This is a genomic window from Bradyrhizobium yuanmingense, assembly GCF_029167105.1.
GTDB classification, from domain to species: domain Bacteria; phylum Pseudomonadota; class Alphaproteobacteria; order Rhizobiales; family Xanthobacteraceae; genus Bradyrhizobium; species Bradyrhizobium yuanmingense_A.
The window spans coordinates 47,805-60,614 of record NZ_JARFML010000045.1 but is presented as its reverse complement, the minus strand read 5'-3'; the positions used below and the strand labels follow the sequence as shown (position 1 = coordinate 60,614).

Annotated in this window: 13 protein-coding genes and 1 pseudogene; 3 read left to right on the top strand and 11 right to left on the bottom strand. The window is 64.7% G+C overall.

Annotated features, from left to right (window positions below):
• Both P0R31_RS36155 and P0R31_RS36150 read right to left on the bottom strand, forming a co-directional pair.
• Positions 1 to 265 (bottom strand): annotated as a pseudogene (locus P0R31_RS36155) (hypothetical protein); the annotation flags it as partial.
• A gap of 33 nt (positions 266 to 298) precedes the next feature.
• Positions 299 to 670 carry a winged helix-turn-helix transcriptional regulator gene (locus P0R31_RS36150; protein ID WP_275519614.1) on the bottom strand — a complete coding sequence of 124 codons (372 nt, stop codon included), beginning with the start codon at positions 668 to 670 and terminating at the stop codon, positions 299 to 301.
• A gap of 39 nt (positions 671 to 709) precedes the next feature.
• Between P0R31_RS36150 and P0R31_RS36145 the strand changes: the two genes are divergently transcribed.
• The gene (locus P0R31_RS36145) at positions 710 to 1,483 is read left to right on the top strand and encodes a glutathione S-transferase family protein (protein WP_343299360.1); all 774 of its coding nucleotides are present in this window, start codon (positions 710 to 712) and stop codon (positions 1,481 to 1,483) included.
• Between the two features lie 24 nt (positions 1,484 to 1,507).
• Here P0R31_RS36145 and P0R31_RS36140 read toward each other — a convergent pair whose 3' ends face one another.
• The 7 genes from P0R31_RS36140 to cyoA are packed head-to-tail and all read right to left on the bottom strand — an operon-like array spanning position 1,508 to position 8,444.
• Entirely contained in the window at positions 1,508 to 2,041 is a 534-nt protein-coding gene (locus P0R31_RS36140; RefSeq protein WP_275519610.1) for a response regulator transcription factor, read from the bottom strand.
• A complete protein-coding gene (locus P0R31_RS36135; RefSeq protein WP_275519608.1) occupies positions 2,031 to 3,434 on the bottom strand; it encodes an ATP-binding protein in 1,404 nt (467 codons plus the stop codon). Before P0R31_RS36135 ends, P0R31_RS36140 begins: the two co-directional genes overlap by 11 nt.
• Positions 3,406 to 4,257, bottom strand: a complete 852-nt coding sequence (locus tag P0R31_RS36130; RefSeq protein ID WP_275519606.1) for an SURF1 family protein — start codon at positions 4,255 to 4,257, stop codon at positions 3,406 to 3,408. Before P0R31_RS36130 ends, P0R31_RS36135 begins: the two co-directional genes overlap by 29 nt.
• On the bottom strand, positions 4,254 to 4,634 hold the full coding sequence (gene cyoD, locus P0R31_RS36125; RefSeq protein ID WP_275519604.1) for a cytochrome o ubiquinol oxidase subunit IV: 381 nt from the start codon (positions 4,632 to 4,634) through the stop codon (positions 4,254 to 4,256). Before cyoD ends, P0R31_RS36130 begins: the two co-directional genes overlap by 4 nt.
• Positions 4,631 to 5,260, bottom strand: coding sequence for a cytochrome o ubiquinol oxidase subunit III (gene cyoC, locus P0R31_RS36120; protein WP_109142141.1), 630 nt, complete (start codon positions 5,258 to 5,260; stop codon positions 4,631 to 4,633). Before cyoC ends, cyoD begins: the two co-directional genes overlap by 4 nt.
• Complete coding sequence (cyoB, locus tag P0R31_RS36115; protein ID WP_109142142.1) at positions 5,261 to 7,258, bottom strand: cytochrome o ubiquinol oxidase subunit I; 1,998 nt, start codon at positions 7,256 to 7,258, stop codon at positions 5,261 to 5,263.
• A gap of 25 nt (positions 7,259 to 7,283) precedes the next feature.
• The gene (cyoA, locus tag P0R31_RS36110) at positions 7,284 to 8,444 is read right to left on the bottom strand and encodes a ubiquinol oxidase subunit II (protein ID WP_275519602.1); all 1,161 of its coding nucleotides are present in this window, start codon (positions 8,442 to 8,444) and stop codon (positions 7,284 to 7,286) included.
• Positions 8,445 to 8,626: 182 nt separating this feature from the next.
• Between cyoA and P0R31_RS36105 the strand changes: the two genes are divergently transcribed.
• Positions 8,627 to 9,952 carry an MFS transporter gene (locus P0R31_RS36105; RefSeq protein WP_275519600.1) on the top strand — a complete coding sequence of 442 codons (1,326 nt, stop codon included), beginning with the start codon at positions 8,627 to 8,629 and terminating at the stop codon, positions 9,950 to 9,952.
• A 49-nt stretch (positions 9,953 to 10,001) separates the two neighbouring features.
• On the opposite strand, the gene P0R31_RS36100 is transcribed toward P0R31_RS36105, so the two are convergent.
• Complete coding sequence (locus P0R31_RS36100; RefSeq protein ID WP_275519598.1) at positions 10,002 to 10,496, bottom strand: VOC family protein; 495 nt, start codon at positions 10,494 to 10,496, stop codon at positions 10,002 to 10,004.
• A gap of 300 nt (positions 10,497 to 10,796) precedes the next feature.
• Positions 10,797 to 11,342, bottom strand: a complete 546-nt coding sequence (locus P0R31_RS36095) for a carboxymuconolactone decarboxylase family protein (RefSeq protein ID WP_275519596.1) — start codon at positions 11,340 to 11,342, stop codon at positions 10,797 to 10,799.
• A 127-nt stretch (positions 11,343 to 11,469) separates the two neighbouring features.
• On the opposite strand from P0R31_RS36095, the gene P0R31_RS36090 reads away from it, so the two are divergent.
• Positions 11,470 to 12,684 carry an acyl-CoA dehydrogenase family protein gene (locus P0R31_RS36090; protein WP_275519594.1) on the top strand — a complete coding sequence of 405 codons (1,215 nt, stop codon included), beginning with the start codon at positions 11,470 to 11,472 and terminating at the stop codon, positions 12,682 to 12,684.
• Positions 12,685 to 12,810: the final 126 nt, after the last annotated feature.

The following is a 12,810-nucleotide window of genomic DNA, read 5'->3' as shown; positions in this document are numbered from 1 at the left end:
CCCGCCCAACCCTGACCTGAGCCCAGCCGATCAGCGCGAACAAGCCGAGCAGCGCCACGTAGTAGAGCTGTTCCCAGGCCGGGTTGATCACGAGCAGCAGGCAGGCAATGACGACAAGGGCGACATAGCGCGCCCGCACCGCGAGTTGCAGGCCCTCCCGCTTGGCGGACGTCAGCGCGGCCTGCGCGAATTGAACTGTTTCGGCATCGCGCTTGCTCGGCGCGGGCGAAAGCGCAGCCGGAAGGTTGAAGCGCTCGACGAGCATTGTCACGGCAGTCTCCTTACCTGGGCCTTCGCTTCAAGTCCGCTGCGTCGTTGCCGAGGTGGCGATCTCACCTCGACGGCCTTCTCCTTCGGTCGTGGCCGCAACCGACGCCCACCAGTCTCCCAAGGCATCGATCAACGGCACGAGCGCGTGACCGGCGGCTGTCAGATCGTATTCCACGCGCAGCGGATAGCCGCCGAATTCCGTGCGGCTGACGATGCCGGCGTCCTCCAGCTTGCGAAGCTCGAGCGCGAGCATCCTGTGCGAGATGGTCGGATTGTCGCGGCGTAGATCGCTGAAGCGCTTGGTGCCCTGCTTCAAATAGTAGATCAGCAGCGTTGGCCAGCGACCGCTCAGAATCTGCATCACTTCCTCGATCGGACATCTCGACACGAGATCCTTCATCGGCGCCTCCAGGTTACAAAAAAGTTCGTAATTTACTTGATGCGGCGAGCGGCTAGGGTCGCATCACCGCTGCGCAGCGTGATCATCAGAAATCACGGAGAATGGATCATGGACCCAATTCTATTCTACGGCTTCCCGAAGGGAAGCTCCATGGGGCTCGTTGCGGCCCTCGAATGGCTGGGCAAGCCATATCGGCTGTGTCGGGTCGATATGTTGGGCGAGATGCGAAACCCGTCATACGCCCGTATCAATCCGCGACATGAGACGCCGGTCTTCATCACCGGGCAGGGCGAGGTGCTGACGGAAACGATGGCGATCGCGGCCTGGTTAGAGGCCAGGGACGTCGAACGCCGCATCAGCTTCGATCCCTCATCGCGGCAAGCCGATCGCATGCATCAGCTCATGGCATTCGTGAATACCGGTTTCACCGCCGCCTTCGCGCCGCTGTGGGCCGCATTGGAAGCCGAAGCCATGGAGCCCGCCGCGAAGTCGGTCCTGCGCGCCTTTGGCACAGCAAGGGTCATCGAGCGTCATGACAAGCTCGAAGCGATGATCGAAGCGCGGCAATTCCTGCTCGGGGACCGGCCGACCCTTGCCGACGCCGTGCTTGTCGGCGTCGCGCGCTGGCTCGACTTCCATGCGGTTGCGGAGAGGAGCCGCTGGCCGAAGCTGGCGGCGCTGCGAGCTCGCCTCGAAGCCGATCCCGCGGTCCTCTACGCCACCGCTCTGGAGGACGGCGGGTCTGATCCGGGAACGGGATCGTGCACAGGCCACGTCGCGCTGGCCGAATTGATCGCGCAGTTCGGCAAATAGGGGAGGAGGAGCCTCGACGCGCTCCTACTTCACCGGGCGCTTCTCGAGCTTCCTCGCCAGCGTCCGCCGGTGCATGCCCAGCCGGCGGGCCGCTTCCGAGATGTTGAACTCGGTCTCGATCAAGGTCTGATGAATGCGCTCCCATTCCAGCGTCTTGATCGAGGTCGGCCGCGAATCGAGCGCGACTTCGGCGTTGCCTTCGGCCTTGTGGAAGGCGGCCTCGATGTCGTCGGTGTTCGACGGCTTTGCCAGATAGTGGCAGGCCCCTAGCTTGATCGCCTCGACCGCCGTGGAGATGCTGGCAAAGCCGGTCAGCACCACGATCAGCATGTCCGGGTCATGCGTGTGCAGGAGCTCGACGCAGGCAAGGCCCGAGGCGCCGCCGAGCTTGAGGTCGACCACGGCATGACCGAAGGAGCGTTCCTCCAGCACCTGGCGCACCTCCTCGATCGAAGCAGCCAGCACGACCTCGTAGCCGCGGCGCTCGAACGAGCGCTTCAGCGTGCGGGCAAAACCCGCATCGTCCTCGACGACGATCAGCGAACGATCAGGCGTCAAAATTCCCTCCGATCGCCAATGTTGCGAGCGGCAGCGTGAGGCGCACCGTGGCGCCGCGCTTCCTGTGGTTCTTGGCGCTCACGGTGCCCCCCAATTTGCGCACGACGTTCACCACCAGGAACAGGCCGAGCCCGCCGCCGGCGCGACCCTTGCTCGACTGGTAGGGCTTCCCCAGCTGCGCCAGCATCTCCGGCGCAAAGCCCGGGCCGCGGTCGGAGATCGACAGCACGAGATTGTCGCCCTCGCGCTCGGCGACGAGCTCGACCCACTCGCGCGAGACCTCATAGGCGTTGTCGAGCACGTTGAAGATCACCTGCTTCAGCGCGACGTCGGAGACGATTGCGACGTCCTCGCCGAAGGTGTTGACGAAGTAGAGCGTGCGGGCGGAGCGCGCATTGCGCCATTCGTCGACCAGCGCGGTGACGAAGGCCGTCACCGTCGTCGGCGAGGAGCCTTCACCGCGCGCTTCGCCCGCCGACACCAGGATGCCTGTGACGATCGACTTGCAGCGCTGCAACGAGGTTTCCATCTCCGCGAGGTCCTCGGCAAGCTCCTGATCGGCGGCAAGATCGGGCATGCGGCGCCAGTCGCTGAGGATTACCGAGAGCGAGGCGAGCGGCGTGCCGAGCTCATGCGCCGCACCGGAGGCGAGCAGGCCCATGCGCACGATATGGTCCTGTTCGGCGGCATGCTGGCGCAGGGCCGCCAGATGCGCGTCGCGCTCGCGCAAATTCCTGTTGATGCGGGTGACGAACACGACGAGCAGCACGGCGTTGAGCACGAAGCCCAGGAGCATGCCTGTTACGGTGAGGGTATAGGTCTCGCTCAACGGATTGGGCGGCAGATCGAGCGGCCGGTAGGCCAATGTCAGCCAGACGAAGCTGGCGCAGGTCAGCGCCACCAGCGACCAGGTCGATCGGGCATCGAGCAGCACCGCACCGAGCGTCACCTGGAGCAGGAACAGCGAGGTGAAGGGATTGGTGGCGCCGCCGGAGAGATAGAGCTGCGCGGTCAGCGCGGCGACGTCCAGTATCAAGGCGACCAACAGCTCATTGTTGGTGATCGCAGCGCGATGGCGCACCCAGACCAGGCTGGAAACGTTGAGCAGCACCAGCGCGCCGATCACCGCGCCCATCCGCTCCAGCGGCAGGGGGATGCCGAGGCCGAAATGCACGGCACCGATGGTCACAATCTGGCCGACCACCGCGGTCCAGCGCAGCTGGATCAGCAGCGCCATGTTCTTGCGGTTGGTCTCGTCCTCGGTCGGCATGGTGCCGATCAGCTCGCTGCGCGCGTCGGCCTGCGATTGCAGCGTGACGGCTTGCCCGTCACGCCCAAGCATCTGGGAAAGCGTTTTCCCGTCGTCAGGTCGGCTCGACGATCGTTCCAGCATCTGATCCCGTCCTGCGGGCGTCGGCATCCGAGCCGCCGGCCTTGTCGTGGACGAAGCGCTTGCGACGGAACAGCCCGCCGCCGAATATGACGAAAAGTCTGCCAGCCAGCATGAAAGCCAGGGCAAACCACGTCAGCGCGTAGATCAGGTGGTTATTGGGAAAGCGGATCACGGTCAATCCGCCGATTGGGCCGCCGGCGATTTGTGATCCGGCGTCGGCGTCCACGAAGAAGGGCGCGACCTCGCCAAGACCGCGCGCCGCCGCAATGGCGGCGACGTCGCGCGAGTACCAGCGGTTGTGCTGGGGCACGTTGGTCCGGAGGAAGCCGCCCTTCGGCTCGGTGATGCGCAGGAGGCCGGTGATCTCGACCCGACCTTGCGGATTGCCGTCCCGGCGCGTCGATGCGTCGCGGCGCTCGGACGGCACGAAGCCGCGATTGATCAGGACCAGCGTGCCGTCGTCGCGCTGAAGCGGCGTCAGCACCCAATAGCCGGGGCCTTCCTCGGTGACGGCCTGAACCAGCGTCTCGCTCTTGTGCAGGAAGCGCCCGCTGAGGCTGACGTGCCTGTATTCGTCATTTGCGGCGCTGACGGCGGGCCATGATGCGGGCGAGGGGATCGGCTGCGCCGGCGCGTGGACGCGTTGCTCGACCCGGTCGATCAGCGCCAGCTTCCAGGCGCGGCGCTCGATCTGCCAGACGCCGAGCGCGATCAGAAGCACGAAAGCAATGAGCGAGAGGATCGTGAGCCATAGGGATGGGGACCGCGCAGCCTTGCTGCGCGCATCTCCGTCCTCACCCGTCACGGTCCCGGTCGCGCTCACTTCATTCCGCTCATCTGGTGCATCGGCATCATGTTGCTGTTGAGGTGGCTCATCACCCACAGCGAACCCGACAGCGCGATCACCACCATCACGATGGTGAAGATCAGCGCCATCATGGTCCAGCCGTTCTCGGACGTCGTGTTCATGTGCAGGAAGTAGACCATGTGCACGACGATCTGCACGATTGCGAAGGCCATGATCACCAGCGCGGTGATCTGCTTGCTCGGCAGCGCGCCGCTCATCACCAGCCAGAACGGGATCGCGGTGAGCACGACCGAGAGCACGAAGCCGAGCATGTAGCCCGAGAACGTGCTGTGGGCGTGGCCGCCCTCGTGGTGATGGTCGTGCGCGCCGGCTGCGTGGATATCGGTGCTCATCGCAGAACTCCCAGGAGATAGACGAAGGTGAAGACGCCGATCCAGACCACGTCGAGGAAGTGCCAGAACATCGACAGGCACATCAGGCGGCGGCGGTTGGCCTCGATCAGGCCGAACTTTCCGACCTGCACCATCAGCGTTACCAGCCAGATCAGGCCGCAGGTGACGTGCAGGCCGTGGGTGCCGACCAGGGTGAAGAAGGCGGAGAGGAAGGCGCTGCGCTGCGGCGTGGCGCCCTCGTGGATCATGTGCGCGAACTCGAACAGCTCGATGCCGATGAAGGCGAGGCCGAACAGGCCGGTGATTGCGAGCCAGACCTGCGTCTGCGCGACCTTGTTCTGCTGCATCGTCAGCATCGCAAAGCCGTAGGTGATCGACGACAGCAGCAGCATGGAGGTGTTCACCGCGACCAGGGTCAGGTCGAACAGGTCCTTCGGCGCGGGGCCGGCGGCATAGTTGCCGCCGAGCACGCCGTAGGTGGCGAACAGGATCGCGAAGATGAGACAGTCGCTCATCAGATAGATCCAGAAGCCGAGCGAGGTGCTCCAGCCTTCCGGATGCGGATGCTCGTCAGCGAGGTAGAAGACCGGCTCGCCGGTCTGCGAGGGATTGACGGCAACGGTCATTTACTTGGCTCCGGCGAGCAGCTTGGTGCGCGCGTCCTCGGTCCGGATGACGTCGTCAGCCGGAATGTCGAAGTCGCGGTGATAGTTGAAGGTGTGGCCGATCCCGACGGCGAGCATCGCGATGAAGCTCAGGGCGGCGAGCCACCACATGTACCAGACGAGAGCAAAGCCCATCGCGGTGGCGAAGCCGGCGAGGATGATGCCGGTACCGGTGCTGCTGGGCATGTGGATCGGCTTGAACCCGGTGAGCGGACGCTGATAGCCGCGCCGCTTCATGTCCCACCACGCGTCATTGTCGTGAACGACCGGGGTGAAGGCGAAGTTGTAGTCCGGCGGCGGCGAGGAGGTCGCCCATTCCAGCGTGCGCGCGTCCCAGGGATCGCCGGTGACGTCCTTGAGCTGCTCGCGCTTGAGCAGGCTGACCGCGAACTGCATCAGCATCGCGAGGATGCCGATGAAGACGAACACGGCTCCGATCGCAGCGATGACGAACCAGATCTGCAAGGACGGATCGTCGAACACGCGCAGGCGGCGGGTCACGCCCATCAGGCCGAGCACGTAGAGCGGCATGAAGGCCAGGTAGAAGCCCGTGACCCAGAACCAGAACGACATCTTGCCCCAGAACGGATCGAGCTTGAAGCCGAACGCCTTCGGGAACCAATAGTTGATGCCGGCGAACGCGCCGAACACCACGCCGCCGATGATCACGTTGTGGAAGTGCGCGATCAGGAACAGGCTGTTGTGCAGCACGAAGTCGGCCGGCGGCACCGCGAGCAGAACGCCGGTCATGCCGCCGATCACGAAGGTCAGCATGAAGGCGATGGTCCACATCATCGGCAGCTCGTAGCGGATGCGGCCGCGATACATCGTGAACAGCCAGTTGAACATCTTCGCGCCCGTCGGGATCGAGATGATCATCGTGGTGATGCCGAAGAACGAGTTGACGCTGGCGCCCGAGCCCATCGTGAAGAAGTGGTGCAGCCACACCAAGTAGGACAGGATGGTGATGACGACGGTGGCGTAGACCATCGAGGTGTAGCCGAACAGCCGCTTGCCCGAGAAGGTCGAGGTGACCTCGGAGAAGATGCCGAACGCCGGGAGAACCAGGATGTAGACCTCGGGGTGGCCCCAGATCCAGATCAGGTTCACGTACATCATCGGGCTGCCGCCGAAATCGTTGGTGAAGAAGTTGGTGCCGACATAGCGGTCGAGCGAGAGCAGCGCGAGCACCACGGTCAGCACCGGGAAGGAGGCGACGATCAGCACGTTGGTGCAGAGCGAGGTCCAGGTGAACACCGGCATCTTCATCATGGTCATGCCGGGGCAGCGCAGCTTGACGATGGTGCAGATCAGGTTGATGCCGGATAGCGTCGTTCCGACGCCGGCGACCTGCAGCGCCCAGATGTAATAGTCGACGCCAACGTCGGGACTGTAGCCGATGTTCGACAGCGGCGGATAGGCCAGCCAGCCGGTGCGGGCGAATTCGCCGATGAACAGCGAGGCCATCACCAGCACCGCGCCGCCGACCGTCATCCAGAAGCTGAAATTGTTCAGGAACGGGAACGAGACGTCGCGCGCGCCGATCTGCAGCGGCACGACGTAGTTCATCAGGCCGGTGACCAGCGGCATCGCCACGAAGAAGATCATGATCACGCCGTGGGCGGTGAAGATCTGGTCGTAGTGATGGGCGTTGAGATAGCCTTCGGAGCCGTTGAACGCGAGCATCTGCTGGCCGCGCATCATCAGCGCGTCGGCAAAGCCGCGCAGCAGCATCACGATGCCGAGGATCATGTACATGATGCCGATGCGCTTGTGGTCCACCGTGGTGAACCATTCGCGCCAGAGATAGCCCCAGAGGCGGAAATAGGTGAGGCCGCCGAGCAGCGCGGCGCCGCCGAGCGCGACCACCACGAAGGTGCCGACGACGATCGGCTCGTGCAGCGGCAGCGATTCGAGGCCGAGCCGGCCGAAGATGAGCTTGAGAAGATCAGGAGACATGCGAACTCTCTTTAGGAGTCTGACTTCAGGAATCTGACTTCGGACGCTGTCCGAGGAAGAAGGACGAGGACTTCAGCGGCGTGAACGACGGCCGCTTCAGGCCGGCACCCAGGAGCGGCTCGAAGTCGGTCGGAGCCTTGATCGACGCGGTGGTCTGCCCCTGCGGCGCATCCGGCGTGCAGGTGCCGGCGACGAAGGTCGGCTCGGGTCCGAGCACCGTGCCGCGGCGGGCATACTTGTCGTAGGCGAGCGGCAGGGTGTTGTTCAGGCCCTGATGGCCGTTGCCGCCCTTGGCGTCGATCGCCATCATCTCGCTCTGGCACATCTTGCCGGTCTCGACGCACATGTTGAGGATCAGGCGGTAGAGATCGGCATCGACGGTGCCCCAGCGCCGCACCGGCTCGTTCTGGCTGGGCTTCTCCAGCTGGAGATATTCGGCGCGGCCGAGCGAGCCGCCGGCCGACTTGGCGCTGGCGATCCAGGCGTCAAAACCCTTGTCGTCGAGCCCCTTGAAATTGAAGTGCATGCCCGAGAAGCCGGCGCCGCTATAGTTCGCCGAAAAACCCTTGTAGGTGCCGGCGTGGTTGACCACGGCGTGGAGCTTGGTCTCCATGCCCGGCATCGCGTAGATCTGGCCGGCGAGCGCGGGGATGTAGAACGAGTTCATCACTGAGGACGCGGTGATGCGGAAGGTGATCGGGCGATCGACCGGAGCTGCGAGCTCATTGACGGTGGCGATGCCGTAATCCGGGTAGATGAAAAGCCACTTCCAATCGAGCGCGACCACGTCGACCTCGAGCGGGGCCTTGGACTTGTCCACCGCGCGCTCGGCATGGATGCGGCCGAGGGTGCGATAGGGGTCGAGCAGATGCGTGCCCATCCAGGTCAGCGCGCCGAGGCAAACGATGATCAAGAGCGGCGCTGACCAGATCACCAGCTCGAGCTTGGTCGAGTGGTCCCAGTCCGGCTCGTAGCGGGCCTCGGTGTTGGACTGGCGGTAGCGCCAGGCGAACAGCACCGTCAGCGCCATCACGGGCACGACGATCAGCAGCATCAGGACGGTGGAGATGATGACGAGGTCACGCTGTTGGGCTGCGATATCGCCGGCTGGCGCCAGCACGACATAGTCGCAGCCGCTGAGCGCAGCAGCTAGAGGTAGTAGCGCCAGGATCTTGAGACGGGACACGGGCCGAGCCTTATGAGAATGAGTTTCCTTTGCGGGGCCAAGGGGTAGCTGCGGCGCAACAATGGGGACATTGGACAATTTGTCCAATGTTGCAGTGCGGGAGGTTGCGCCAGATAGGGCCAGATTGCCTGGCGCCCCGCCGGGCGGTCGGCTTTGGTTTTCAGGACGTTAAGGGCGCACGAATGGCGACGGCACAGACCCCCGCAATGGCAGTCCACACGGGCGAGCACGGCCACGACCAGGCCAGTCCCGGCGAGATCGCCATCGGCGTCATCATCGGCCGCACCTCGGAATTCTTCGACTTCTTCGTCTTCGCGATCGCCTCGGTGATCGTGTTTCCGCGCCTGGTGTTCCCGTTCGCGAGCGAGCTGACCGGGACCCTCTATTCCTTCATGGTCTTCGCGCTGGCCTTCATGGCCCGTCCGATCGGCACCGTCATTTTCATGACGATCGACCGCGAATACGGCAAGACGGCCAAGCTGATCTCGGCGCTATTCCTGCTCGGCACCGCCACCGTCGCGCTCGCGTTCCTGCCCGGCTATCAGGAGATCGGCGTCGCCGCGATCTGGCTGCTGGCGCTGGCGCGCATCGCGCAGGGTCTGGCCTGGGGCGGAGCCTGGGACGGCATGGCTTCGCTGCTGGCGCTGAATGCGCCGGCCTCGCAGCGCGGCTGGTACGCGATGGTGCCGCAGCTCGGCGCCCCGCTCGGCCTGATCGTGGCGAGCGCGCTGTTCGCCTATTTCGCCGGCCTCCTTTCGGCCGATGACTTCTTCGACTGGGGCTGGCGCTATCCGTTCTTCGTCGCCTTCGCCATCAATGTCGTGGCGCTGTTCGCGCGCCTGCGCATGGTGACGACGGAAGAATACGCTACGCTGTTCGAGACCCGCGAACTCCAGCCCGCGCGCATCTCCGAGACGGTCGCGCGCGAAGGCCAGACCATCATGCTTGGCGCGTTCGCGCCGCTGGCGAGCTTTGCGCTGTTCCACATGGTCACGGTGTTTCCGCTGTCCTGGGTGTTCCTGTTCACCCACGAAAGCCCGGTGCGCTTCTTGATCATCGAGATCGTCGCCGCCGTGTTCGGCGTCGCCGCGATCGTGGCCTCCGGCATCATTGCCGACCGCGTCGGCCGCAAGTCGCTCTTGATGGGATCGGCGATCGCGATCGCGATCTACAGCGGCTTCGCGCCGCAGCTGCTCGACGCCGGCGCGTTCGGCGAGACCATCTACATGGTGATCGGCTTCATCCTGCTCGGCCTGTCCTTCGGCCAGTCGTCGGGCGCGATCGCCTCGAACTTCCGGCAGGCCTATCGCTACACGGCGTCCGCACTGACCTCCGACATGGCCTGGCTGTTCGGTGCCGGCTTCGCCCCGCTGGTCGCGCTGCTGCTCGCCACCAATCTCGGCGTCATCGCCTCGGGTGCGTATCTGTTGTCCGGCGCGTTCTGGACCCTGCTCGCGCTCTGGCTCAGCGGCCAGCGCGAAGCGGGGGACATGGACGCCGGGCGCTGATCACGCGGCGCAGCAGGGTGGGCAACGGCGCTGGTGGCGCCGGGCCCTCTCACCTCTGCCGCTGCCGCAACAGCGCTTCGACATCCAGCCGCTTGGTGAACATCGCGAGCTTCCCGTCAGGCCCGAACGGCCATTGCTCCCGCGGCTTGTCCCAATACAGCTCCACGCCGTTCTGGTCGGGGTCGCGCAGGTAAAGCGCCTCGCTGACGCCGTGGTCGCTGGCGCCATCCAGCGCAATCCCGGCCGTGAGCACCCGATGCAGCGCCTCCGCCAGCGCGGGACGCGTCGGAAACAAGATCGCGGTGTGATAGAGCCCGGTCGCATCAGGCGGCGGCGGTGAGCCGCCCTTGCTCTCCCAAGTGTTGAGCCCGATGTGGTGGTGATAGCCGCCGGCCGCGATGAAGGCCGCCCCCGAGCCCATCCGCTGCATCAGCTCGAAGCCGAGCACGCCACAATAGAAGCCGAGCGCACGGTCGAGATCGGCGACCTTGAGATGGACGTGGCCGATCCGGGTGCCGGCAGGAATGACGGGGCTTTGCGACATGTGAATGCTCCCTCGAAAACACGCACGTAAGCCCGGCTTCGCGCCAGTGCTACGGCCAAACTCGAAACCCACCGTTTCTGGATCGGCAACTAAACCGGAATGGCTTCAGGGTGAAGCGATTGCCGCGGGCTCGGTGCAACCTCTCCCGCTTGCGGGAGAGGTCGCGCCGAAGGCGCGGGTGAGGGCTTTCTCCTCTGGGGGATTGTCCCATCGCGGAAGCACCCTCTCCCCAACCCTCTCCCGCAAGCGGGAGAGGGAGCGCACTTTCCTTGTCGCGAGCAGGTCTGATCACATCACGATCTAAGCCAGCTCCGACACCTCGCCCTCGGGCAGGCCGAACTCGAAGGTGTTCAGCGTCATCGACACCAGCGTGTAATAGCCGCACAGCCCGATCACCTCGACCACGCCGCGTTCGCTGAGCAGCTTCACGGCGTCGTCGTAGAGTCCCTTCTCGACGCCGTGGCCCTCGTGCAGCGACTTGGCGAGATCGTAGATCGTCTTGGCCTTGGCATCTTCGAAGTCGGGCGTACGGCGGTCGCGGATCGCCTCGATAATCTCGGGCTTCATGCCGCCGGCAAGCGCGAGGCGCTTGTGCGCATACCATTCGTAATGCGCGGTCCAGTGCCGCGCCGTCACCAGGATCGCGATCTCCGAGAGCTTGGCCGGGAAGATCGTGTCGAAGCGCAGCACCTCGCCGAGCCGCGTGGCATGGCGCGCCATCTCGGGGCTGTTCAGCCAGGCCATCATCGGCGCCGGCGGCTTGCCGCGCTTGCCGGCGATCGACTCGTCATAGGTCTGCCGCTGGCTCTCGTTCATTTCGCCAGGCGAAAGAAGTTTTAGGCGCATTGTCGTTTCCTCTGTGTTTTCAAGGCTCGCTGTCGCCGCGACTATAAATGATAAGTGGTTGAATTCCGCGGGGGCTTGGCCCAGACTCGCTGTCAACAATTCGAATGTTGGGTGATGGAAACGACCAATGACCGATCTCAAAACCAGCGATTCTGAATCCGCCGATCTCGAAACATTCCGCACCGAGACCCGCGCCTGGCTGGAAGCCAATTGCCCGCCGGAGATGCGCAAGCCGGCAACGTCCGATGCCGACGTGTTCTGGGGCGGACGCAACGCGAAATTCTCGTCCGAGCCGCAGCGCATCTGGTTCGAGCGCATGCGCGACAAGGGCTGGACCGTGCCCGACTGGCCGAAGGAGTATGGCGGCGGTGGCTTAAGCGCTGCCGAGCACAAGGTGCTGCGCGCTGAGATGGCGCGGATCGGCGCGCGGCCGCCGCTGTCGAGCTTCGGCATCTGGATGCTCGGGCCGGCGCTCTTGAAGTACGGCAACGAGGCCCAGAAGAAGGTGCATCTGCCGAAGATCGCCGCGGGCGAGGTCCGCTGGTGTCAGGGCTATTCCGAGCCGAACGCCGGTTCCGACCTCGCCTCGCTCCAGACCCGCGCCGAGAGCGACGGCGACGACTTCATCATCAACGGCCAGAAGATCTGGACTAGTTACGCCAATTACGCCGACTGGATCTTTTGCCTGGTCCGCACCGATCCGACCGCGAAGAAGCATGACGGCATCAGCTTCATCCTGTTCGACATGACCTCCAAGGGCGTCTCGACCAAGCCGATCCTCTTGATCTCCGGCTACTCGCCGTTCTGCGAGACCTTCTTCGACAATGTCCGCGTGCCGAAGTCGCATGTGGTCGGCACCATCAACCGCGGCTGGGACGTCGCCAAATATCTGCTCCAGCACGAGCGCGCGATGATCTCGGGGATGGGCGAGCGTGGCGTCGGCCGGCCGCTCGGCCAGATCGCGGCCGATTCCGTCGGCACCGATGGGCAAGGCAAGCTCGACGACGCCATGCTGCGCGGTAGAATCGCGCGCTTCGACGTCGATGAAGCCGCGCTGGCTGCCTGCGCCGAGCGGGCGGTCGATCTCGCCAAGGCCGGCCAGGCGCATCCGGCGTTCTCCTCGGCGATGAAATATTACGGCACCGAGCTCAACAAGCGCCGCCACGAGATCCTGATGTCGGCGGGCGGCGTCGATGCGCTGGAATGGGAGAGCGAGCGCTCCAGGCAGGGCGCCCGCCCGCGCGCCTGGCTGCGCACCAAGGCCAATTCGATCGAAGGCGGCACGTCCGAGGTCATGCTCGGCATCGTCGCCAAGCGCATCCTGGATCTGCCGGGGGCGTGAGCCGCACTCTCACCACCCGTCATTCCGGGGCGCGCGTAGCGCGAGCCCGGAATCCATAACCACCAGTCGGGAGTATGGATTCCGGGCCTGCGCCTGTAGCGCATCCAGGAATGACGAGACAACATA

Coding starts and splice junctions, on each gene's coding strand:
- P0R31_RS36150 (WP_275519614.1), bottom strand. CDS start 670: ATGAAGGATCTCGTGTCGAGATGTCCGATCGAGGAAGTGATGCAGATT.
- P0R31_RS36145 (WP_343299360.1), top strand. CDS start 710: ATGCGGCGAGCGGCTAGGGTCGCATCACCGCTGCGCAGCGTGATCATC.
- P0R31_RS36135 (WP_275519608.1), bottom strand. CDS start 3,434: ATGCTGGAACGATCGTCGAGCCGACCTGACGACGGGAAAACGCTTTCC.
- cyoD (WP_275519604.1), bottom strand. CDS start 4,634: ATGAGCACCGATATCCACGCAGCCGGCGCGCACGACCATCACCACGAG.
- cyoC (WP_109142141.1), bottom strand. CDS start 5,260: ATGACCGTTGCCGTCAATCCCTCGCAGACCGGCGAGCCGGTCTTCTAC.
- cyoB (WP_109142142.1), bottom strand. CDS start 7,258: ATGTCTCCTGATCTTCTCAAGCTCATCTTCGGCCGGCTCGGCCTCGAA.
- P0R31_RS36105 (WP_275519600.1), top strand. CDS start 8,627: ATGGCGACGGCACAGACCCCCGCAATGGCAGTCCACACGGGCGAGCAC.
- P0R31_RS36100 (WP_275519598.1), bottom strand. CDS start 10,496: ATGTCGCAAAGCCCCGTCATTCCTGCCGGCACCCGGATCGGCCACGTC.
- P0R31_RS36095 (WP_275519596.1), bottom strand. CDS start 11,342: ATGCGCCTAAAACTTCTTTCGCCTGGCGAAATGAACGAGAGCCAGCGG.
- P0R31_RS36090 (WP_275519594.1), top strand. CDS start 11,470: ATGACCGATCTCAAAACCAGCGATTCTGAATCCGCCGATCTCGAAACA.